This is a genomic window from Pseudomonas agarici, from assembly GCF_001543125.1.
Lineage (GTDB): Bacteria > Pseudomonadota > Gammaproteobacteria > Pseudomonadales > Pseudomonadaceae > Aquipseudomonas > Aquipseudomonas agarici.
Genome location: NZ_CP014135.1, coordinates 3608995 through 3631636, shown reverse-complemented (window position 1 = coordinate 3631636; position 22642 = coordinate 3608995). Strand labels below are relative to the sequence as shown.

At 55.2% G+C, this 22642-nt stretch carries 22 protein-coding genes and 1 pseudogene; 6 read left to right on the top strand and 17 right to left on the bottom strand.

The annotated features are described in order from the left end of the window. Positions 1-17 precede the first annotated feature (17 nt). The 4 genes from AWM79_RS15945 to AWM79_RS15930 all read left to right on the top strand — a co-directional run bounded on the left by AWM79_RS15945 (position 18) and on the right by AWM79_RS15930 (position 5869). Positions 18-287: a hypothetical protein gene (locus AWM79_RS15945; RefSeq protein WP_017130409.1), complete on the top strand. Its 270-nt coding sequence runs from the start codon at positions 18-20 to the stop codon at positions 285-287. 302 nt (positions 288-589) lie between these two features. After that, a complete protein-coding gene (locus tag AWM79_RS15940; RefSeq protein WP_017130408.1) occupies positions 590-1567 on the top strand; it encodes a FecR family protein in 978 nt (325 codons plus the stop codon). Between the two features lie 35 nt (positions 1568-1602). Further along, the gene (locus AWM79_RS15935) at positions 1603-4011 is read left to right on the top strand and encodes a CHASE2 domain-containing protein (RefSeq protein WP_060783253.1); all 2409 of its coding nucleotides are present in this window, start codon (positions 1603-1605) and stop codon (positions 4009-4011) included. A 1312-nt stretch (positions 4012-5323) separates the two neighbouring features. Further along, positions 5324-5869 carry a hypothetical protein gene (locus AWM79_RS15930; protein ID WP_060783252.1) on the top strand — a complete coding sequence of 182 codons (546 nt, stop codon included), beginning with the start codon at positions 5324-5326 and terminating at the stop codon, positions 5867-5869. Between the two features lie 95 nt (positions 5870-5964). On the opposite strand, the gene AWM79_RS15925 is transcribed toward AWM79_RS15930, so the two are convergent. From AWM79_RS15925 to AWM79_RS15890, 8 genes are all read right to left on the bottom strand, one after another. Beyond that, a complete protein-coding gene (locus tag AWM79_RS15925) occupies positions 5965-6672 on the bottom strand; it encodes an RraA family protein (RefSeq protein ID WP_017130405.1) in 708 nt (235 codons plus the stop codon). A 31-nt stretch (positions 6673-6703) separates the two neighbouring features. Further along, positions 6704-7438 carry an amino acid ABC transporter ATP-binding protein gene (locus tag AWM79_RS15920; protein ID WP_017130404.1) on the bottom strand — a complete coding sequence of 245 codons (735 nt, stop codon included), beginning with the start codon at positions 7436-7438 and terminating at the stop codon, positions 6704-6706. Then, entirely contained in the window at positions 7435-8118 is a 684-nt protein-coding gene (gene gltK / locus AWM79_RS15915; RefSeq protein ID WP_060783251.1) for a glutamate/aspartate ABC transporter permease GltK, read from the bottom strand. Before gltK ends, AWM79_RS15920 begins: the two co-directional genes overlap by 4 nt. Further along, a complete protein-coding gene (locus AWM79_RS15910) occupies positions 8118-8861 on the bottom strand; it encodes an amino acid ABC transporter permease (protein WP_017130402.1) in 744 nt (247 codons plus the stop codon). Before AWM79_RS15910 ends, gltK begins: the two co-directional genes overlap by 1 nt. Before the next feature lie 115 nt (positions 8862-8976). Further along, complete coding sequence (locus tag AWM79_RS15905; RefSeq protein WP_060783250.1) at positions 8977-10182, bottom strand: pyridoxal phosphate-dependent aminotransferase; 1206 nt, start codon at positions 10180-10182, stop codon at positions 8977-8979. A gap of 136 nt (positions 10183-10318) precedes the next feature. Continuing rightward, positions 10319-11218 carry a transporter substrate-binding domain-containing protein gene (locus AWM79_RS15900; protein ID WP_060783249.1) on the bottom strand — a complete coding sequence of 300 codons (900 nt, stop codon included), beginning with the start codon at positions 11216-11218 and terminating at the stop codon, positions 10319-10321. 49 nt (positions 11219-11267) lie between these two features. Next, positions 11268-11783, bottom strand: coding sequence for a LeuD/DmdB family oxidoreductase small subunit (locus AWM79_RS15895; RefSeq protein WP_060783248.1), 516 nt, complete (start codon positions 11781-11783; stop codon positions 11268-11270). Next, positions 11780-13048, bottom strand: a complete 1269-nt coding sequence (locus AWM79_RS15890; protein WP_026013010.1) for a 3-isopropylmalate dehydratase large subunit — start codon at positions 13046-13048, stop codon at positions 11780-11782. The genes AWM79_RS15895 and AWM79_RS15890 overlap by 4 nt, the downstream gene beginning before the upstream one ends. Before the next feature lie 208 nt (positions 13049-13256). Here AWM79_RS15890 and AWM79_RS15885 point away from each other — a divergent pair, with 208 nt between their 5' ends. Both AWM79_RS15885 and AWM79_RS25655 read left to right on the top strand, forming a co-directional pair. Then, entirely contained in the window at positions 13257-14180 is a 924-nt protein-coding gene (locus AWM79_RS15885) for a LysR family transcriptional regulator (RefSeq protein WP_017130397.1), read from the top strand. Between the two features lie 219 nt (positions 14181-14399). Further along, a pseudogene (locus AWM79_RS25655) lies at positions 14400-14693 on the top strand (type II toxin-antitoxin system HicB family antitoxin); the annotation flags it as partial. 51 nt (positions 14694-14744) lie between these two features. Here the strand turns inward: AWM79_RS25655 and AWM79_RS15880 are convergent. The 9 genes from AWM79_RS15880 to AWM79_RS15840 form a co-directional block, all read right to left on the bottom strand. Further along, the gene (locus tag AWM79_RS15880) at positions 14745-15188 is read right to left on the bottom strand and encodes a PaaI family thioesterase (protein ID WP_060783247.1); all 444 of its coding nucleotides are present in this window, start codon (positions 15186-15188) and stop codon (positions 14745-14747) included. 33 nt (positions 15189-15221) lie between these two features. Then, positions 15222-16919: a fatty acyl-AMP ligase gene (locus tag AWM79_RS15875; protein WP_060783246.1), complete on the bottom strand. Its 1698-nt coding sequence runs from the start codon at positions 16917-16919 to the stop codon at positions 15222-15224. Beyond that, on the bottom strand, positions 16901-17632 hold the full coding sequence (locus AWM79_RS15870) for a thioesterase II family protein (RefSeq protein ID WP_082712633.1): 732 nt from the start codon (positions 17630-17632) through the stop codon (positions 16901-16903). Before AWM79_RS15870 ends, AWM79_RS15875 begins: the two co-directional genes overlap by 19 nt. A 20-nt stretch (positions 17633-17652) precedes the next feature. Beyond that, a complete protein-coding gene (locus tag AWM79_RS15865) occupies positions 17653-18903 on the bottom strand; it encodes a cytochrome P450 (RefSeq protein WP_060783244.1) in 1251 nt (416 codons plus the stop codon). A 25-nt stretch (positions 18904-18928) separates the two neighbouring features. Further along, positions 18929-19792 carry a class I SAM-dependent methyltransferase gene (locus AWM79_RS15860; protein ID WP_060783243.1) on the bottom strand — a complete coding sequence of 288 codons (864 nt, stop codon included), beginning with the start codon at positions 19790-19792 and terminating at the stop codon, positions 18929-18931. Further along, positions 19789-20064 (bottom strand): acyl carrier protein, encoded by a 276-nt coding sequence (locus AWM79_RS15855; RefSeq protein ID WP_060783242.1) that lies wholly within the window; start codon positions 20062-20064, stop codon positions 19789-19791. Before AWM79_RS15855 ends, AWM79_RS15860 begins: the two co-directional genes overlap by 4 nt. A gap of 13 nt (positions 20065-20077) precedes the next feature. Next, on the bottom strand, positions 20078-21058 hold the full coding sequence (locus AWM79_RS15850) for an acyl-CoA desaturase (RefSeq protein ID WP_060783241.1): 981 nt from the start codon (positions 21056-21058) through the stop codon (positions 20078-20080). Between the two features lie 79 nt (positions 21059-21137). Next, the gene (locus tag AWM79_RS15845; protein ID WP_060783240.1) at positions 21138-21539 is read right to left on the bottom strand and encodes a PaaI family thioesterase; all 402 of its coding nucleotides are present in this window, start codon (positions 21537-21539) and stop codon (positions 21138-21140) included. 61 nt (positions 21540-21600) lie between these two features. After that, on the bottom strand, positions 21601-22230 hold the full coding sequence (locus tag AWM79_RS15840) for an alpha/beta fold hydrolase (RefSeq protein ID WP_060783239.1): 630 nt from the start codon (positions 22228-22230) through the stop codon (positions 21601-21603). Between the last annotated feature and the right edge of the window lie 412 nt (positions 22231-22642).

Genomic DNA, 22642 nt, shown 5'->3' with positions numbered 1-22642 from the left:
TACAAGGAGAAGGAACAATGAGTATTCCCCTTCACGTCACTCGCTTGCAACCCTGGGCTATCTTGGCAGTGATCGCCGGGCTGACGGTATGCCTGGGACTCGGCTTTGCCATCGGAATGTTCTATTCGACCCCACGTGAGGTGACGATTGTCTCCGTGCGCTTGTCCATGCTCGCGGCCAGCGAGCTGTCCACACCCTCTGAATGGCCAGGTTCCTGCCGCCCCGAGCTGTCGCGGTGGATCAAGGAGCAGGCGACGGAGCACAAGCAGCAACGCTGGATTTTCTGAATCGGGCAATTCTGAACAATTCTGACAGATTGTCCGCCATTGATGGATTTGCCTCTACAGTAAGCTCCGTAGCACAGGGGCAATTGGAGCAAGTCCGACCCATGGATGGGTAGCGATTCGGATCCACACGAATCGTTGTCAAGGGAAGGTTGGGATGCCTTTCCTTGACCATTTTTTTTGCACTCCTTTCATATCAAGACATACAGTGCGAGCCGTTGGTTGCGCAGCGCTGTGGCATGATTGAGAAAGCTGGCTCTGTGCCGTAGTCCTTATCCTTGCTCTTTGTCCGAGCGACCGAGCCCATGACCGAGCTTCCCTCCTTCTCCCTGCTTCGAACCACGGCGCCGTGGCTGATCAGCACCGTTATCGGCCTGCTCTGTTCGGGCATGTCGACGGCGGCCCCCGTGTCCCGCGCGCCCTATCTCGATCGTGAACAACAATGCCGTCCGCAGCCGTTTCCGGCTGTCGTCCTGCATCTGGCCGGCGAGGCCTGGAAGCTCGACGCCAAAGGGCAGGAGAGTCGCCTGGAAGAGGGCATGGGCGTGGATGAGCAGGAGGCGGTGCGAACGGCACCCGATGCCTTTGTCAGCCTTGGGCTGGGGGACGGCTCGCGGATTGTCCTGCCGTCCAGCTCCCAGGTGCGCTTGCAGCTGGATGAAGTGCTGGCGGTGCCGCAGGTGATTCTTGAGCAGGGCCAGGTCGAGTCCTATGTGATCAAACGGGCCAGTGATCACGACCGCTTTCGGATCCAAACCCCGGTGGGTGTCCTCGGTGTGCGTGGCACCCATTTCCGCACCCGTAACCAAGACGGCGAGGTGCTGGTCGAAGTGCTGGACGGGCGGGTGGCGGTTAATCGTATCTCCGCGTCGAAGTTGCCGGGCAAGGCCGGCTCGAAGAGGCTGCCGGTTGCTGAGGCGACGGTATCGGTGAATGCCCGGCAGGGCCTGAAGATCCGCAACAGCGGCGAGCTGAAACCCAGCGATCTGCTACCGGCGCCGCGCTTGGTCGGGCAGGACGGCCAGCGTGGCGACACACCGGTCTGGCAACTGTTTCTCCAGCCGCTGGAGGGCGCCCGTCGCTACCGGGCCCAGGTCGCGACTGATGTCGGCTTCCTCAATATCAAGCAGGAACGCTTCTCCAGCACGCCGCAGATCCGCTTCAGCGGCTTGCGGGCGGCGTTCTACCATGTACGATTATCAGCATTCGACGAACAGGGACTTGAGGGCCAGACTGGGGTCTACGATATCTACTACTGGCCCAGGACGTTTGATGCGCAATAGTCGCGGTGTTGCACCTTCATGAGCGTCTCGTATCCATGAGATTCTGGCGAATCGAGGGACGCGACCCGACGCAGGCACAGCGGCTGTTTCGCGGTCTGCTGCGCGAATGGCTGGTGGTGGGATTGCTGTTGCTGTCGCTGACTGCTGTGCTTTCCCTGAGTCGGAACCTGGCGTTCAGCCATTTTCTCTATGATCGTCTGAGCCGGTTGAATGTACTTGCGGTCGATCCACGGATCCTGCTGGTCACCATCGATGACCGCAGTCTGGAGGCGCTGGGCCGCTGGCCTTGGCCTCGCGAGGTGCATGCAAAATTGCTGGATCGCCTGGCCGAGGCGCCTCCCCTGGGTGTGCTGTTCGATGTCATCTTCGATGAGCCGGAGCGTTCCGGCGAGGGCGACGAACGCCTGGCAAAGGCGTTGTGTGGCGCCGGTAACGTGGTCTTGCCGCTGTTGCGCGAAGGCGTGCCGCGATTTGCCACGCAGTTGCGGGAAATCGGGCCGATCGAACCGTTACGGCGCTGTGCTCGGGCCGTTGGTCATATCAACGTCGAGGCGGATAGCGATGGTGTAGTGCGTGGGGTTTTCCTGCGCGAAGGGCCGGTCGGGCAACCTCGTGGGCAGTTGGCCTGGCTGGCTTATCAGATGGCGCTGCCGGTGGGCGAGCGGCAATCGATGCCGGGTGTCGCGGGGCCCGTCGAAGCCCACGGCTGGCAGCGCCAGAATGAAATCCTGCTGCCCTTTGTCGGCGCTGCCGGCAGCTTCCCCAGCGTGCCCTATATCAGTGTGTTGCGCGGTGAGGTACCACCGCAGTTGTTGCGTGACCGGCTGATCCTGGTGGGCGCCACCGCGCCGGGCCTGGGGGATCGTTATGTCACACCGGTCTCCGAGCAGGCCGGAACCACCGCTGGGGTGGAGATTCAGGCCAACCTGCTCAATGGCCTGTTGCAGCAGCGCAGCATTGTCGAACTGACACCGCTGTCGAGCCTGCTGTTGTCCGTGTCGGCGGTGGCGCTGCTGTTGGGCGGTCTATTGTTATGTGCGCGTCATGCGTTGTGGCTGACGCTGGCCTGCATGGTCACGGTGCTGGCAGGTGCCTGGGGCCTGTTGCGCCTTGGCTTGTGGTGGTCGCCGGCAGCGAGTTTGAGCGGTTTTCTGCTGGCGTATCTGATCTGGAACTGGCGGCGCCTGAGTGCGGTGCTGGCCTACTTCGGCTGGGAGCTGGCCCGCCTGAATGAGGAGCCGGTGATCTTGCCTGAACGCCACCGGTCGAGCATGCCCAAGGGCGATGTCTTGCAAGGCCGCATCGCTGCGCTGGAGCAGGCCCTCGGGCGCACCCGCGATACCCGCCGATTCATCGCCGATGGCCTGGAATGCCTACCTGTCGCAACACTGATCAGCGACATCCGCGGCCAGGTGCTCCTGGCCAACCGCAGCGCCCGCAAGCTGCTGGGGTCGGCGTTGGTCGGCGAGGATTGGATCGATGTGCTGGCGCGTCTCGGCTTCCCCGGCATGAACGGGCCAGAGAGCCCGGTATTGTCCGCGCTGGTCAGCCAGGAGTTTCGTGACAGCCGCCAACGTACCCTGCACCTGGACCTTGCGCCGCTGCGGTCGGCGCAAGATGAAGTCGCTATCGGCTGGCTGTTCAGTCTGGCGGACCTGACCTTGGAGCGCGAGGCCGAGCAGCAGCGGGCGGCGCTGCTGCGCTTTCTGTCCCATGACCTTCGTGCGCCGCATTCGGCGATCCTGGCGCTGTTGGATGTGCAGCGCGAGCAGCACTGCGATACGCCGCTGCATCGACAGATTGAACAACAGGTCCGCCGGGCCCTGGGCCTGACCGAGGCCTTCGTGCACCTGGCCAAAGCCGAGTCGGAAGCCTATCGGTTCCAGCCGGTGCTGTTCGCCATGTTGGTCCTGGATGCCTTCGACCAGGTGGCGCCGTTGGCGCAGCTCAAGGGTATCGAACTGCGTCATCAGCTCGGCGAGGCCGATGAAAGTCTGGTGTGCGCCGATGCCGCGCTGCTCACCAGAGCGCTGTTCAACCTGCTTGAAAACGCCATCAAGTACAGCCCTTCCGGCACGTTCGTCAGCCTCGACCTGAAGGTGACGGACAATCAGTTGGCCTGCAGTATCAGCGATCAGGGCTCAGGTATCAGCGCCGTCGAGTTGCCGTGCATCTTCGACCCCTACAGACGCTTTACCTCGGCTCACGACACCGAAGGGTTGGGCCTGGGAATGGCGATGGTCAAGGCGGTGATCGACCGACATGACGGTTGCATTCGTTGTGACAGCCTCGAAGGCCGGGGGACAACCTTCACGCTTTGCCTGCCGCTTTGGGTTGATGCTGCCGATCAAAATCCTGGAGAGGTTGCTGAGACGAAAGGCGAAACTCGACAGGATCACGCGGTCACTGGAAGATATAACAATGACGTGCGCAAACATCGATGACTTATCGCGACATATCGAGTATCCGTCCGAATACGCCGATCCAGGAAAGTACGATGCGGTTTCTCAAATGATATTACAACGATTATGTTTGATCAGCCATTTGACAAGCCATTTGTCTGTGCAAGTGCGACTGATTACCGTGGCTCGATGGTGAGGTAATCACTGGCTTTGTTTGTCCTGGAGAACAATGCTTATTGCTTTATTGGAAGTCTGATTTACCTGGAAAAAAGATAAATCAGACTTCTGGTGCATGATGAGAAGTACAACCAGTTAATAAAGCCGCTCTGTTTTAGACGTACAGGGTCAAATCAGTGGCCCAACCGGATGTCTCACCTTGAAAGGTCGCCTGGGCACCGAACGCATTGAATGCTCCAGGGTTTTGTTTTGGAACAGTAACTCCGATGGCCCATGCTCCATCAGCCCCTACTATGGTAGAGCCCAGCGCATTCCATGTATTGGTTTCATAGATAGTGACCGTACTATTCGGGGTCCCAGTTCCAAAAATCGTCGGAGTAGGGCCCATGCCTGGTGAGCGGTCTGGGGGATAGGTAAATACAGGTGCCGAGACAGTCATGATGTTTCTCCATTGGGTGTTTTTAAATAGCTGATCAATGAAAAAGCAGAAGTGACTCATGGAATTCATCAGCTAGATAATATTTTAAAAGACAAGTGGGTGTTGTCTACTGTCAATGTTGACAGTGGGTTATACGGTTTTGCTATACGGTTGTGAGTTTTGGCGGTTGTTTTGATAGGTGATGATTTCCAGTGGTCGGATCTTTAGACTGTTTTGCTAATTATGTTATTTGCTTTTCTTACATTCGCTTAAAGCTTATTCGGACAATTTGTACGCCGGCACATAATTTCGTTGCTTCGTAGAGACTGTTGGAAGTATTTGCAAGCGAAGGCCGGCCAGGCGAAAGCAGGCGAGCAAGCGCGGTTGAGGACTGGTCATTGAGCATGACGAGCCAGCTTTCAACGCCGCATGAGTGAGCGCAGATACATTTCGCGCACAACCACCAACCCTGCCCGCCAGCAGGCGGCCTTCCCGGAGCAGCTAGCCGCCTTTTCCCATCGTCGGCACGCAGATGCCGGTCGATCCAGACCCAATCCCCTGAAAGAGTAAGCCATATCAGAAGAAGGAATCAGCAGCCAAAAACGTGCGGTTATGCCAAAATGCTGGCGCTCTATAAATAATGATTATTGTTACCATAAATTAAAAATGTGCTTTGCTGGCGAGGTTTGATGCAGCGCAATCGCTGTCGGTCAGGAGCTATGCGGGTGATTGACAATCACAACACAAGGGATTCGGAAAATGGCGGTGAAAGCGCTTGTGTACGGGTGGGGTACCTATTTGGTTGTGTCGTGGTTGAGCAGCCTTGGCATTTTCTACAGTGATATCATCCTTGGCAGCGACCTGCATCGCTGGCTGCCAGTCATCGCACGGGCAGAAGGCTACTTCATTGCCCAGGGACAACTGGACTACCTGAAGAAAACCGCCTGGATTTACGAAAAGGATCTGCTGCTGCTGGCGCTCATGCTTGCCTGGGGCGCGCTGTTCTGTCGGTTTTCGCTACGCGTGAGCTTTCTCGGCTTTTTCAGGATAGCCAACTACAAGGAAAGCTACCTTGAGTTGATCATGTTGTTGGGCGTCGTCTATGTCATCGCTGCCGCTATCCTGGGGCCGGATCTGGAGCAACCCACCCGGGGTATTTTCAGCAACAAGCTATACCGCTCAAGTATTCTCTTTGGTGCCTTCCACCACACATTGCTGCTGCCCACGCTGTTGCCATTGCTGGCGGTGAGCATCCCTGGCTTTCTTGACCCTATCGACGAGCGTACAGCCGTTTTGCGGCACTGACTGGTTCCACTTGGGGCGGTCCGGCGGCTATGCTCATTGGGTGCGGCGAGATCTGAGCAGCAACGCCCCGCAATCGTGGGGCGTTGCTGCTGACGTCACGGAATGGGCAGGCCTTTACCGCGCAGAATAGAGTCAAACCGCTCGGTGTCGGGGTTGTCCGACTGATTGACCACGCGGATCGCCTCTTCCTTGGCCAAGTGCGCACGGGTGCGCTGCAACACTGACTCGGCTTCGGCGGCCGGTACGGCGATCACGCCGTCGGCATCGCCAATAATCAGGTCGCCGGGATTGACCACCAAGCCGGCGCAGGAAATCACCACATTGACCTCCCCCGGACCGTCCTTGCTCGGGCCACGATGGGTGTGGCCCTTGGCGAAGATCGGCATGCCTGGCTCGGCCCACTCCGCGAGGTCGCGGATTGCCCCGTTAATCACCAAACCGGCCAGACGGCGGGTCACGCAGGTGGTGCGAATCAAGCCGCCGACCAGCGCCTGGCTCAGATCGCCGCCGCCATCGACTACCAGTACGTCGCCGGGCTTGGCCATCATCAGGGCCTTGTGGATCATCAGGTTGTCACCTGGGCGCACGCGCACGGTCAGCGCTGGGCCGCACATCAGGGTATCGATCTGCCCGTGATAGCGGTTCAGGCCCATGGCGCCGACATTGCGGCTCATGGCATCGCCCACTGCCGCAACGGGCATCTCGCCAAAAGCGGCCACCAGCTCAGGGCTCAACGACTCGGGCCGTGGGTTGATTCGCCAGCCGGCGGGCCAGTCATTGCTGGTTACGTTGTTATCGTTCATGAGATCTCCGGCTACTTATTCAAATAAGCCACTAGTGGGGCAGAATGCGGGAAAGAAAATGCCGGGCGCGTTCACAGCGCGTATCGATATCGCCGAAGAAAGTTTCGGTCTCGCAGTCCTCGATGATGCTGCCGGCGTCCATAAACACCACACGGTCGGCGACCTGGCGGGCGAACCCCATTTCGTGGGTGACGCACATCATGGTCATGCCTTCCTTGGCGAGACCGACCATTACATCCAGCACCTCGTTGACCATTTCCGGGTCCAGGGCCGAGGTGGGCTCATCGAACAGCATGCAGATCGGGTCCATGGATAGCGCCCTGGCAATGGCCACGCGCTGCTGCTGGCCACCGGACAGTTGCCCAGGGAATTTTTCGGCGTGGGCGCGCAGCCCAACACGGTCGAGATAGGCCAGGCCATGTTCCATGGCCTCGTCGCGAGAACGGCCGAGCACCTTGATTTGCGCCAGAGACAGGTTGTCACGCACGCTCAGATGAGGGAACAACTCGAAGTTCTGAAACACCATGCCCACGCGTGCCCGTAGTTTGGGCAGGTCCGAGCCGGTTTTCGCCACCGAGGTGCCGTCGACCAGGATATCGCCCTGCTGGAACGCCTCCAGGCCGTTGACGCACTTGATCAGGGTTGACTTGCCGGAACCTGAAGGCCCGCAGACGACCACCACCTCGCCCTTATTGACGCGAGTGGAACAATCCTTGAGCACCTGAAAGGGGCCGTACCATTTGCTGATATTTGTTAATTCGATCATAGCGCGGTTCTCTTGCGGCAAAATTTAACCAATAGCGAGGCGCAGAAGCACAAGACGAAATACACCGCGCCGGCCAATAGCAGCGCTTCGACGATGCGTCCACCACGCTCGCCAATGCTGTAAGCGGTACCGAAGAAGTCCGACAGGGCGCTGACATACACCAGGGCCGTGTCTTGAAACAGCACAATGGCCTGGGTCAGCAGCATCGGCACCATATTGCGAAACGCCTGGGGCAGTATCACCAGCTGCATCGTTTGGCGATGGGTCATGCCCAACGCGTAGGCCGCAGCCAATTGGCCCTTGGAGACGCTTTGGATGCCCGAACGAATGATTTCCGCGTAGTAAGCCGCCTCGAACAGCGAGAAGGCCACGAGCGCCGAGATCATCCTCACGTCGGTGGAGGGCGACAGGCCCAATACGCTCTGTAGCAGTTGTGGCACCACCAGGAAAAACCACAGCAGCACCATCACCAGTGGCACCGAGCGGAACAGGTTGATATACAACGTGGCGAAACCAGAGATCAGGCGCGAGCTCGACAGGCGCATCAGCGCCAGTACGGTGCCCCAGACCAAACCAGCCAGTAAGGCTACTATGGTGATCTGCAACGACACCCAGAGGCCTTGTGCCAGGTAGTTCAGGTTGTTGCCGACAAGAAACGAAAAATCGAACTGATAGCTCATCAGCTGCGCTCCTGCGAGCGAACGTGGGAGGGAATACGCGTGCGCTTCTCGACCGCGCGCATCACCAGCATCGCCGAGCCGCTGACCATGATGTAAAGCACGGTGACCATGGTGAAGGTCTCATAGGGCTGGGAGGTGTAATCCACCAACTGCCGGCCCTGGGCGGTGAGGTCCAGCAGGCCGATCATCGAGGCCACGGCCGAGTTCTTGAACACCGTCATACACTCGGAGGTCAGCGGCGGCACAATCACCCGCAACGACACCGGCAACAGCACATAGCGATAGGTTTGTGGCAGCGTCATGCCCAGGGCCAGGCCGGCATTACGCTGGCCGGGAGGCAGGGACTCGATGCCGGCGCGCACCTGCTCACAGATACGCGCCGAGGTGTACATACCCAGGCACAATACCGCAGCAAAAAACTGCTGCAGGAAGGGGTCGATGCTCTTGATCTGCGTTCCCCAACTCAGGGGCAACAGCTCCGGCACCACGAAGTACCAGATAAACAGCTGCACCAGCAGTGGAATGTTGCGAAACAGCTCCACATAGGCAGCCGCTACGGCAGATACCCAGCGATTGGGCACGGTGCGTAACACACCCATTACAATCCCCAGCAGCAGGCCGATGCACCAGGCTAGCAAGCCTACGGATACGGTCACCGCCAGACCGGAAAGCACCCAATCGAGATAGGTTTGGCCGGGCCAGGCCTCATTGAAAAAAACGCCCCAGTGCCAGTTATAATTCATCGCTGTTCTCTGCGCGCCCGGGTACTACACAGGACTCGGACGTATCTGTCGCTAATGAGCTTTGGGCGGGATCAACACAGGCCCAAGTGGATATCAGGCGAAGCGGCTCTGCCCCTCAATATATAAGTCGCGAACAAGCCTTCTCCAAGCGATCGCAGCCTTCGCGCAGGGCCTCCATGGAGGTGGCGAAGGAGATGCGAAAGTGCTCGTCAACACCATAGGCCGAGCCCTGCAACACCGCCAACCCAACTTCTTCGAGCAGGTAGATAACGAAGTCATCGCTATTGTTAATGACCTTGCCCGCTGGGGTTTTAGAGCCGAACAAGGCGCTGCAACGAGGGAACACATAGAAGGCCCCTTCCGGACTGTGGCAACGGATGCCGGGGATCGCATTGAGCCGCGCGACCACATAGTCACGCCGCGCCTGGAACTCAATACGCGATGCGCGGGGGAAGTCCTGTGGGCCTGTCAGGGCTTCGAGGGCGCCGGCTTGGGCGCCGGTGGACGGGTTGGAGGTGCTCTGCGACTGCAGCTTGACCATGGCCTTGATCAGGGCCGCGGGGCCGCCGGCATAGCCGATTCGCCAACCGGTCATGGCATAGGCCTTGGAAACCCCGTTGATGGTCAGGGTGCGATCCTTGAGCCGGGGTTCGACCTGGGCCGGGGTAACGAAGCGGCGCTGGTCATAGACGAGATGCTCGTATATATCGTCAGTCATCACCCATACGTGGGGATGACGCAGCAACACATCGGTCAGTTCACGCATCTCCTCTTCGGTGTACAGGGCGCCACTGGGGTTGTTCGGTGCATTGAGGATCAACCACCGGGTACGCTCCGTGATGCTTGCCTCCAGGTCTTTGGCGCGCAGCTTGAAGGCATTCTCCGCGTGGCAGGCAACGAACTTCGGCGTGCCCTCTGCCAATAGCGTCATATCCGGGTAGGACACCCAATAAGGCGACGGGATCAGTACTTCATCACCAGCCTGCACCGTGCACATCAGCGCGTTGAAAATGACCTGCTTGCCGCCGGTGCTGACGATGATTTCGTTGGCAGTGTACTCAAGCTGGTTCTCGCGCTTGAACTTGCTGGCGATGGCCGCACGCAGCTCGGGGGTGCCAGCCACGTCGGTGTACTTGGTCTTGCCCTCGGCCAGGGCGCGGGAGGCAGCTTGCTTGATATTGTCCGGGGTGTCGAAGTCCGGCTCGCCGGAAAGCAGCCCGAGAATGTCCCTACCGGCAGCCTTCAGCTCGCGGGCGTACTGGCCAGCCATGGAGCTGGGCGAGGGTTTGATTCGATTAATGCGGTCGGCAATTTTCAACATAATGCATGCTCCAGGGACAGCCCATTGGCTTTTACAGACCGAGCGAAGCCATGGCGCGCGACAAAGGCAGGGCGCCGGGCAAGGCTCGGATGGAATCGATGGCTAACGCGGTCGCTAGCCAGGGCAAAGCGTGGTGTTACTCGTCTTCGAAGGTCTTGTCGCTGGGGTGAGCGAACAGCGCTTTCATCGCGTCGCTCTCCGGCGTGTTGAGCACTATGCCGTCCGGCGCGATGGGTTCGAGGAACCATTTGTGGTACAGGCGCTGCGTCTCGCCACTGAGGTGCAATTGCGTGATGGTGGCATCGACCAGCGCCTTAAACTGCGGATCGTCCTTGCGCATCATGCAGGCCAGGGTTTCCTTGGTCGGCATCTCACCTGTCAGGGCGTATTGATCGGAGTCCTTGGCCTTGCTCAACAGCGCCGCGAGCACGTCACGGTCCATAAAGAAGGCCGCTGCACGGTTGGTTTGCAGCATGACGAACGACTGCGAATGGTCCCGGGCGCTGATCACGTTGGTCTTCATGTTGTGCTCTTGCACATAGAGGCGCATGAAACGCTCCGAGGTGCTGCCCGCAGTAACCACCACGGACTTGCCATCGAGGTCTTTAAGGGATTTGATCCCCGAGTCCTTGCGCGTCAGCAACTGGGTTTCGGTGATTGCAATGGTGGTGGAGAACGCTACCTGGCGGCGTCGCTCGGCATTGTTGGTGGTGGCGTTACACTCCAAGTCCAGAGTGCCATTCTGCATCAAGGAAATACGATTTTGCGCGTTAATCGGGATCGAGCGTAATTGCAACTCCGGCAAGTTGAGCTTCTTCTTGATTGCCTCCACCACCTGCAGGCTGATGTCTCGGGCGTAGCCCACTACCTGATTGCTGTTACTGTCGATATAGGACCAGGGTACCGACGATTCACGATAGCCCAACACCATCACGCCATCGGTCTTGATCTTGCTCAGGGTACTGCCAATTTCCTCGGCCGCGACGCCGAAGCTACAGAGCATGGCGAGGGAAACGGCTATTGCATTGCGCATCATCTTGATCACCTTTGTTTTAATTATTGGTCATGCACCACAATCTATCCCTTTACGAAGCTAGCAAACTCCCTTGGTCTTTCAGGTAGGCCACCAGCCCACCGGCCTGGAGCATGCTCAGCACGAAGGCGGGCAACGGCTCACAAACAATCGGTTCAGCCTGGCCATGCTCCAGCAGCAAACGGCCCTGCTCATCCAGTCTTAAACTCAGCGGCGCACCTTCGACAATCGTCCGGGTGTCAGCCACTACCGGCATCAGTCCATTGTTCAGGGCATTACGCAGATAGGTACGGGAAAAGCTCTGGGCCACCACTGCGCGAATACCCGCCGCCAGCACCACCGTGACCGCCACCTCCATGGCCGAGCCACAACCGAAGTTCTTGCCTGCCACCAAAATGTCGCTTTTACCCAGGGTCCGGGCGAAACCTGGCTGGGCGTCCTCAAGCAGGTACTGTTTAAGCACCTGAGGATCGATGGTCTCCTTCTTACGATGGGAGGAGATGATGTAGTCGGTGTTGATGTCGTCGGCGAAGACTCGGGCTCGGCCATTGATGGGTAACAAACTCATACAGGGACTCCCTCGGCATTCAGCTCACCCGTGGCCGCAGCGATGGCACAGACCCGTGGTGACGCCAGATAGATAGCGGCCTCGGCGTTGCCCATGCGGCCCTTGAAATTACGGTTGGCGGTGGACAGCACCGTGCTTTGCGAGGCCGGAATGACCCCGCAGGTACCGCAACAGGAACCACAACCGGGCGGCTGTATGGTCGCGCCCATTTGCTCGAAGGCCGCCAACAGGCCCTCGCTGGCCAATTGCGCACGCACCGCCTCGGAGGCCGGGGTGACCACCAGTTGCACACCTTTAGCGATACCACCCCTGGCCTGCAATTCGACCAGCGCCTCGCGGTAGTCCTTCACCCGGCCACCGGTGCAGGTGCCCAGGTAGACCATATCCACCTTGGTGGCGCTGACATCGCGCACATCGATTACATTATCGACCCTATGCGGCAGCGCGACCTGTGCTCGCACCTGGCCCAGATCGACCTCCAGACTGCTCAGGTAGCGAGCATCGGCGTCGGCCTCGACGGGTTGGTAATCGGTCACACCCAGGGCAGCCAGCCACTGGTGAGTCAACTGATCACAGGGGAACAGGCCGACCTTGGCGCCCATCTCCACCGCCATGTTGGCGAGCACAATGCGGTCGTCCATATCCAGGCTGCCGACCCCGACCCCGGCAAACTCCAGAGCACAATAGTTGGCGCCGTCGGCGCGCAAGTGACGAGCAAGATGCAGAGCCAGATCCTTGGCCGCAACCCCTGGTGTGAGCCGCCCGTGCAGCACCACACGAATGCTCGCCGGCACTTTGAACCAAACCTGGCCACAGAGCAGGATGCCCGCCAGGTCGGAGGAGCCTATGCCGGTGGCGAAGGCGTTAAAGGCACCATAGGAAGTACTGTGAGAGTCGGCACCGACCATTATCCGCCCTGGCCGGGCGTGGCCCAACTCCATGACCAGTTGATGCCCAATGCCCTGTCCAACATCGGCCACCGCCACACAATGGGCCTTGGCATAGTCCCGGGCCAGCTCCTGCAAGCCCAAAGCCTTGGTGCCCGAGGCTGCGCCGTAATGATCCAGGGCAAACAGCAGGCGCTCGGGGTAACGGGGCTTGCGCAGTAGCCCGCCAGTCATTTGCTTGAGGTAATCCAGGGCCATGGGAATCGACCCATCGGTGCCCATGGCAAAGTCGGGCTGGCAGATCACTAATTCGCCCGCCTCGACCGTTCGGCCCAGAGAGCGTGAGAGAATTTTTTCGGCGATAGTCAATCCGTTCAAGGACCAGCCCCTTCAAGCGATAGCAGTAATACAAGGAGCGCCTAAGGCCACTCACTGACTCAATACACCCTTGGCCGAGACCAAACGGTGAGTACGAGGTGGAGTATGGATTTTACTGGCAAAGAGTAAAAGTGATTAAATATCAGCATGAATGACTACTTTTATTCATGTTAGAGTCATCCCTTCTCATGCTTCAGGACGCTCTGCCATGCTCAGTTTCAAACAACTGGAAGCGGTATTCTGGGGCGCGCGCCTGGGGACCTTCGCCGCCGCGGCAGAGCGCCTGCACACCAGCGAGTCGGCCATTTCCAAACGGGTTTCGGAGCTGGAAATCTTCCTCGGCAAGGCCTTGTTCGACCGCTCCAAACGACGGGTGAAGCTGACCCACGACGGCCTCGAATTCGTCGAGCAAGCAGAGGAAATGTTGCGCAACCGCGACCGCCTGCTCGCGCGCATGGGCAAGGAATCGGCCCAGGTCAAACGCTTCCGAGTCGGCGTCACCGAGCTGATCGCACTGACCTGGCTACCACAACTGGTACAGGCGTTTCGTGAGCGCTACCCGGATATCTCTTTCGAACCGGAGATCGACCTGAGCATCAACCTGGTCGAAAAACTCCAGGCTGGCCAAGTCGACCTGGTGATAGTGCCCAAGGTGTTCTCGGCAGATCGAGTGGTGGCGGTGCCGCTTCAGGAAATGCGGTTGTCGTGGATGTGCCGTCCCGACCTGATCGACAACCAGGGCGAGCGCCTGAGTTTCGATGAGTTGGCGCAGTACCCGATCCTGACGCAGACCGGTCGTTCCGGTGTGGACGTGGTCTACGACGCCTGGTTTAAGGAGAAAACCGCCCGAATTCGCAAGGTGTACGCCGGTAACAGCCTGATCTCCCTGGCGACCCTGACCATACTCGGCTTCGGTGTCAGCTACTTGCCATCGCTGTATTTCAGCGATTTAGCGCGCAAGAACCTACTGCGTGAGATCACCCTGGACGAACCCAGCCCACTGATTCAGTACAACGCGGTGTACCTGGGCGAAGACAGCATTGCCGGCTTTAGCGCGCAGATCGCCCAACTCTGCATCCTGCACTGCGACTTTTCCAAGCCCAGCTTCGACCCCATGGGGCTCAGCCAGTGAAGCCGGGATCCAACGACAATATCGATGGGTGTATCAAGTCACTGGCCAAGTACGTTCCTTTCTTCGCAGCTCAAATTTCAGGCATTGTTGTGTGTATTGGAGGCTTGCAGGAGAGGTATGTTGTTGTGCCATAGACACGAAAGGCACAGGGGAGGTCGGGTTGTTGCAGCCTTTGTACGCTTCACGCGTTAGTAACATCTGTTTTAGAGGCAATAGCCTATGAAATTTCCAGTCGTAATACATAAAGACAGCGATTCCGATCATAGCGTGACTGTGCCAGACGTCGCAGGTTGCCTCTCTGCCGGCAGCATCTTTTCAGAAGCGCTGGAGAATGTGCATGAGGCATTGGCACTGCATTTGGAAGGAATGGTTGCAGATGGCGATGCCTTGCCTCAGGCGAAAGAAGTAGACGTGCATATGGGCAACCCAGATTACGAGGGTGGTGTATGGGTAATGGTTGATTTTGATCTGACGCCTTATCTCGGAAAGTCCGTGCGGTTTAACGCTTCGTTATTGTCGGTATCCGGACTCTGCTGTGTTTGCGGCACTATACAAATAGCGTCTTCATACCTTAAAGGGAATATTTCGCATAGTGACCAGAGCGGTGGCGCAGAGGGTTTCCTTGCCTTGTTTCACGGCAAACAAATCGGCAGCCGCAACCGTGGTAGTGTTTGATGCACTGATGACTCTCCCCCTGGCTAGTAGCTTTTCACCATCCGCCGGGGCAACGAGTTTGACAGTGAAATCCGTAGTCATATTTATCCAGCCTGGAGGCAATAGGGTTCCGGCGGCCGAACCTCCGGCAAAATCTGCTAATGTTCCCACGATACCCCCTTGAAAGTAGCCATTATGCTGAGTGAGTTCTTTGCGCGCTGGCTGCTCGATTTCACAATGACCCGGTTTCAGGTAGTTGTAATGAAATCCCAGCAATTTTGCCGCTGGCATACTGAGCACTGCGTCTTGGACGTGCTTGTCAAAGTCGGGATTGCTTGCTGCGAAATCTTCCATATGCATCCTTAGAACCTGTATTTGTGAGCGGTATCAACCAAGCCATCGCTCGAGTTTATTTTCGATGTATTGAGTGCGTATTGCATTGCGCATGACCTTGCCACTACTGGTTTTCAGTAGTTTTCCAGGCATTAATAAAACGATATCGTGGGGAGTAATCTCATTATTTAAAACCACTGCCTGCCGAATGCTCGAGATAATTTCGTCTCGCTTGATTTTCTTTCTCCACTCTCTGCGCACTTCTTGAACGACAATCAGTTTATCTTCAGCATCTGAGACTGAAAACACCGCACATGCTGATTCTTCGAGACTATGATGAGCGGCCGAAACATTGTGCTCGATATCGTGTGGATAATAATTTCTACCGCGAATAATGACCATGTCTTTTATTCTGCCCGTTACGTATAACTCTCCCTGGTGAACAAATCCGAGGTCTCCGGTACGTAAGTAAGGCGGCTGCAGGTTCCCCGATAAACGGTTTGCGAAGGTGCTAGCTGTAAGAAGTTTCTGGTTCCAGTAACCCTGTGCAATGTGGGGGCCCGCTATCCAGATCTCGCCAATTTCCAATGGCGCATTGGCTTTCCGAGTGACTGGATCAACAATTTCTATACGTGTTCCCGGCAACGCCTTACCCGAACCCACTAGCGTTTTGCAGGATGTTGCATCCGTCGGCAGAATCTTTCCATCACGCAACGCCTGGCCGTCAACGTTTAGTGTAATCGGACCTGTTCCCTTGACGCCTCCTGAGGCTTGTAACGTGCATTCGGCCAAACCATAACAGGGATAAACAGCCTTCGCGCTGAACCCGAATCGCTGGAAAGCGGCCTGAAATTCACTCAGTGTATCGTTACGAATTGGCTCAGCACCATTGAATGCGATTTGCCAAGTGCTCAGATCCAATTCGATATCCGGTTTTCGCTCGAGGGCTTTAACACAGCTACCAAAAGCAAAGTTTGGTCCGCCGCTTGTATGTGCTCGATAAATAGATATTGCTTGAAGCCAGCGTAATGGCCAGCGCATAAATGTCACAGGCGACATCAGAACACTGGTTGCGCCGACAAACATCGGTTGAAAAATATTACCGATCAGACCCTGGTCGTGATAATGCGGAACCCACCCTATAACGGTAGAAAATTCATCATGGCTGAACGCATCGCGAATCATTGTTTGATTCTCAACAATATTTGCATGCGTCACCATGACGCCTTTAGGGGCGGAGGTGGAACCTGACGTATATTGGATAAACGCCAAGTCCTCAGCATCGACTGTCGAGTAGTCAAGGGGGAACACGGACTGTTGGCGCTCCCCCAAATCGTCCATCTCAAGCCATGGCAACGACTCCTGATCGTCCTGGTCCCGAAGAGAGCTACCTAGGGCTTTGAGTGTAATAACCAGACGTGGAGAGCAGTCGTCGATGATGCCTTGTAGCGTGCGTTGTGAGCGTTTTTTATTGGGTGGGCAGAGCGGTACAGCGACCACTCCCGCGTACAGGCAGCCAAAAAAAGCGATGATGAAATCCAATCCAGCCGGGAATATTAATAACGCTCTATCGCCACGTTGGGTTGTCTCCAACAGACGACCAGAAAACTGCCGCGCTGCAATTCTCAACTGTACAAAGGTCAGCTCTCTCTCCACCAATAATTTTTCAGAAAGAAAAATATAGGCCGATTTTTCCGGGTAACGTTCGCTATGGCTATCCAGGCAGTCGGTCATCAAACGGAATTTTTGCATTCAACCCTCCTGGTGCTTTGTGCGCTCAATGAGTGATGAATTATGTCGATCAACTCTTGTTGCCGTGAGGAATGAAAAAAGTGGTCACCGCTCAACTCATGGAAACCGAAGGCCCCGGTTGTTCTCTCCTGCCACGCCATTAGCTCCTCAGTTTCAACCACAGGGTCATCAGTGGCATAGATGGCACTAATGGGGCATTTCAATGTGTGCATGGGGTGGAATTGATAAGTTTCTACCAAAGCCAAATCACTGCGGATGATCGGTATCAATGTATTCAACAGTCGGCGGTGAGTACTGATGGCGTCCGGAACACCGCCATAAGCCATCAATTCGTCCAGAAATTTTTGCTCCGATAGGTCGTGGATTGGCGCCAGTCGTGCGGCCAACTGTGGTGCGCGTCTACCCGAAACGAATAAATGCTCCACCTGAACACTATTGCGAATTGAAAGCTTGCGGGCGACTTCATAAGCCAATATCGCACCCAAGCTATGACCATACAGAGCGAGTGGCTGGCTCTCATGCTCGAGCTGTTCAGCGATATGAGTAGACAGGCTGTCGATATCGATAAACATGGCCCTTTGGGCAGGTCCGTCGAAACATCGTGGTTTGATTCTTCGAATGGTTTCCGGGAGACGCGATCCCCAACCGTTATAAGTCGCATTGCTGCCACCTGCGTGAGGAAAGCAGATCAGGGAGAGGTTTTGTGTGTGCATTTCACCTTGTCCCGAGAGAGTCAGACAAACTGGACATCGAGAGAAGACAAACCTCGAACGATGAAGCTGCCCGACTGCCAAGTCGGTTTGTCATGACGGCGTATCAGGCCAGGGCCCTCCAACAATCTGGAAAGTACCGCCTGCATCTGACGCTCGGCCAGCAAGCCGCCTAAGCAACCATGCATACCGTAGCCGAATGCTAAATGTCCCTTTGTCTTGCGTTCGATATCAAAGCGGTCGGCGGCAGAAAAAACGCCCTCATCCCTATTGGCCGAACCCAGACACAGCAAAATCTGATCCCCTGCCGGAATAACATGCCCATCCAGGACCAGCTCTTTTGTGGTGAAGCGTTTGGTATGTTGAAGAGGGGTCTCGAAACGCAAAACCTCTTGTACACAGCAGGGGATTAGCTGTGGTTGCTCCTGGAGTAAGCGGTATTGCTCAGGATGTTCCAGCAAGGCATTTATGCCGTTACCAATCAGGCTCTTGGTGGTCTCGTTTCCGGCAACAAAGCACATGATGCAGACGAAGATCAGCTCTTCATGAGTCAAGCGATCACCATCGATTTGCAGATCAAGCAACTGACTGATCAAGTCCTGCCTCGGATTACTCTTACGCTCGGCAATGACACTGAGGAGATATTCCATATAGTCATCAAGCACAGTACTAACTTTTTCAAAATCGTCCTTGACCATCAATCCTGGCTCTAGCAGAAAGCGGATGGCATGGGTCCAGGCATCGATGGTCGAGTGCATTTCGGTGGGTAGCCCGATCCATTCGCACATGAGTCGTAGCGGCAAGGGTTGGGCCAGGCCAGATATGATGTCCATACCTCCTTGCCGATAGGCGTCCCGCAGCAAGCCTTGGATCAGATCTTCTATAGAGCGCTGCAACTGATCTATCGCCGATTGCGAAAACGCGATATTCATCAGCTTTCTCAAACGATGATGGTCGGGATTCTCAGTGAAGACGATTGACTTGTAGGCAAGCCGCTGAAACGGTGCGTTATTGCGACCAAACTTAGCGGCTTGATTATCAACCAGTTTCGGAATAATGCTGGCGTTGCAACTGCGCTCACGCAGAACACCCATAACATCGGCATGTCGGGTGACGACCCACATACCCAACACTTTGTGCAGAGGGTTCAGCTCACGCAGTTGGCGGTAAACACTGTATGGCGTGTCACGAAATTCAGCAGAAAAAGGGTTGAAACGAGGCAAATTCATTAATTTACCGGGTGCCAACAGGTGGCTCTGAGCACCATCAGACATCGTGAGGTTCCTTCCATCAGATTGCTTATCGGATAGCTTGAAGTTGGAGTCTGAATAATTGGATTTTTCCGAACTGAAAACCGTAAGCCGACATTTTCAAGTAGCGTAGATAACGGCTAACAACTGCATCACCAACACGTTCCGCAGCAACGGCCTTATTGGCAGACAACCGGCGATACCACTCTTCACAGGTTTTCGCATAATCCAGTCGACCATTGTCGACACGTTGAATCTCGAAGATCCCATCCGCCGCCTGAGCTATTTCCACCAATGTAGGCAGGTCCGCGTTGGGAAATATTTCCTCGTTGAAAAAAGTGCTTGCTTGTTCTCTTGACATAGAGCCATAAGCAATTGTTTGCAACGAAAGTCGCCCTCCGGGCTTCAACCAGTCTCGGCAGGAAATGAAGAACCTCCGGTAGATTGCTATTTTCTCTTCAACACTATCCGAAGGAGAGGCGAAATGTTCAAAGGCTCCAATGGAAATGATTCCATCAAATGGTGTGGTGGGGGCGAACTCCTGCCAGTTCTTTACTGCTATGGTAACCTTCGAATATAGCTGTTTTTGTATATAATCCGCTTGTTGATCACTCAGCGTCAGACCCACGGCCCGTTTGATGTTAGGCATATTCTCCAACGCATCAAGGACGCCGCCCCAACCGCAGCCGATATCAAGCACCGATTGTAGGTTTTGCGCATCAACGGCTTGAAGGTGCTGGGCTATTTTGTTTGTTTGCGCACTCTCCAAGGTGTCGTTGTCGGCCCATACAGCGCAAGAATAGGAAAGTGTCGGGTCCAGCCACAACTCATAAAAATCGTTACCCACATCATAATGCCGGCGGATCGCTTTTGACTCTTCTGCCAATCGATGCTCGGTTGTTAGATCGTTCATTTTTTCGCCTTCCTGTCCCCATCTATAATCAAACCAGTCACGGCGGCGATGTTGGGGTTGTCAAACAATTCTTCCGCTGATATCTCGATGCCAAATTTTTGCTCGATTTCAATTAACAAAGATACTGCCAAGGAAGAATCCAATCCCAATTCACTGAAATCTTTATTTTCATCGATGTTGATTCCGGGAGCATTGAGAAGCTCACCTATCTGGTTCTTGCACCATTGGACGATAGTGTCTTTTTCTATCGAGATAGATTCATATACGGCCATGCTTAAAATTTCCTTATTGGTGAGGTTGTACGTTTCTTTTTTTGCGACTGGTTCTTCGTTGCAAGGTGGGAACTCGTAAATCCGATGCCACTCCTATCAGGCTCAAGCTACGAATAAACCAATAACCGGGATCGAATACTGACCATTGCAATCCGAATGAAGGCGACTCTGGAAAGGCATGGTGATTATTGTGCCATGACTCCCCGAAGGTGATTAAGCCAAATAAACCACCATTACAACTGTAATCTTTTGATTGGTACGGTCGGGTGCCGAACCGGTGAAGTATAGAGTTGATAGACCAAATGATGTGACCCACGACAAACATGCGGATAGCCCCGCCCCACAGAAAGCCGCTCAACGCGCCCCATAAAGATTGACTAAGCAGCCCGCCCAACACTGTCGGAGCTAGCAGGCCAAGAACGACCCACGTGTAGTAATGACGCGCCGTTTTGGCGATGAGTGGATCTCGAACCAAATCTGCGGCGTAATAGGTAACGTCAGGGTAATCGTGCTCCTTCATCCACATGAAATGTGAGTGCACTAACCCCTTTATGAGACCTGTTAATCGAGGGCCATGCAGATTGGGCGAATGCGGGTCGCCTGGCTGATCGCTCAACTCGTGGTGACGCCGATGCATGGCCACCCAGGATACTAGGGCTCCCTGCCCGGCCATGGAGCCCAGTATTGTCAAGACAACACCAACTGCCGGCTTGGCCTTGAACGCGCGGTGAGTAAAGTATCGATGATACCCCACACTGACGCCGATCCCCGTCAGAGCCCAAAAGGTGATGAATAAGCCAATATCCAGCGCGCTCACGGGCCTGTAAACTGCCAACAATCCCGCAAGCACAACGCCAAACACAGGAAGAATATCGAACAGCAAGAAATGCTTACGTTGAAGCCGATGAAAGTATGGACTACTTATTGCTTTGCGTTTTACATTTTTACATTCGATTTTATCTTGGGAAGCGTGATCTGCAGCAGTACCATTCATGGTCAATCACTCCGTGATATATTGCTAATTTGGCTTAGTATAGTGATTACTATGTTTCATAATAATTACTGCCCGCGTTTCAACTCGCCACAAGGAAAGAAGCGCTGGCGCGGACCACCCGCTCATCTCCAACGCTGATATAACTGTTGGCAAAAACCAATCGGCTTCCGGATTTTTGAACGTCCACCACAGCCTCCAACCAATCGCCGATCTTAGCGGAACCGGCAAAATCAGTTGTCAGTGCAGTTGTCACGAGTTTGAGAGGTGGGTCTTTCGAGAAGGCTGCACTGTAGCCTAGGGCGACATCAGCCAGTGCCATGAATAAGCCTCCATGGGCGAGCCCACGCGCGTTGGTATGTTTTTCCTCTACACGAATCCCAATAGTAAAGTTTTCAGTGTTTTCTCGATAATAGAAAGGGCCTAGGAGATCAAGAAAGGGGCTGCTTCTAAATAACGGCTTGAAATCTCGCGGAACATCCATTTTACGTTCCTTTTTAACCCTAATGAATACATAAAAACCTATAGTTCAATGAAAAAATGATTCACGGCAGCGCTTCAGTTAAAAGCGCCTGGATTTTCGTATCAACTATATTTTCCTGAAGCATGTTGGCCGAATGTATGGCACCCGAGACTTCCATAAATGGGCTATGAACATTTTTTGTCTCGGGCTGCCTGGCCTGTTCAATAGTGATTGCGCTGTCTTCATCGCGCCATACGACCAGTGCCAGTATATTAGGATTACTCAATGCAGGAGCAAGATCATCGCGATTTGCCAATGCCATCAGATTAGAACTTGGTGCGCGGGTATCAATGGCTTGTCTTTTTTTGATCCAAAGCCCAGCCAGCTCTTGATCAGCATCCAAGATAAACCCATGCAGATTTTGTAAAATTTCGTTAGTCAGTGAGCTTTCAAACCATTCACTAAGATGCCGTAAGTATACGGTTTCCTGGTTTTGTTCCTCCACGCCAGCGTGTGTAGCGATCAACACTATTTTGGGGGAACACCGTGCGGTTCGCAGACTAACGTAGCCACCTTGCGACATACCTGATGAAATTGCTTTATCCAATAGACTGAAAGGCTCAGTAACCGAGACATCCAGTCCATGCCCTCGTTGGTCTGTGGTGGTAATTTGATAGTGCTCACGTAATACGCAAACCTGAGCATCGAACATGCGTTGGTCCATGACTAGTGGCCTGTGTGGTTAGTTCTATTAGCCAATTTCGGCGCCACAAGTCCCTGACCGGCGTTGCTGTTGCTCGCCATAGCCCGGCTATGACTCGTCACAGCGCCTTGGTCATGGATGTGTGGCATCCGAACTTGAGCTAACGAACTAACCGTACAGGCCACTAGGCCGTGAAAAGGTACTAGTGCTACATCGCCATCCTGGGTTTCTATAAAGCTAATTGGCCTTCCGTTGATCAACGAGACGGTCATCTTATCTTCCATGATATAGGCGGTCGACTGAAGATAGCCTAGAAATAGCCCCTGTCAAATTTTCTGACATTTTTTTTCTTGACATGGCTAATGATGATTTTTTGCCTCCACAACGGGGCTGCGGTGAAGCGGTTCGAGAGCGTGAGGTG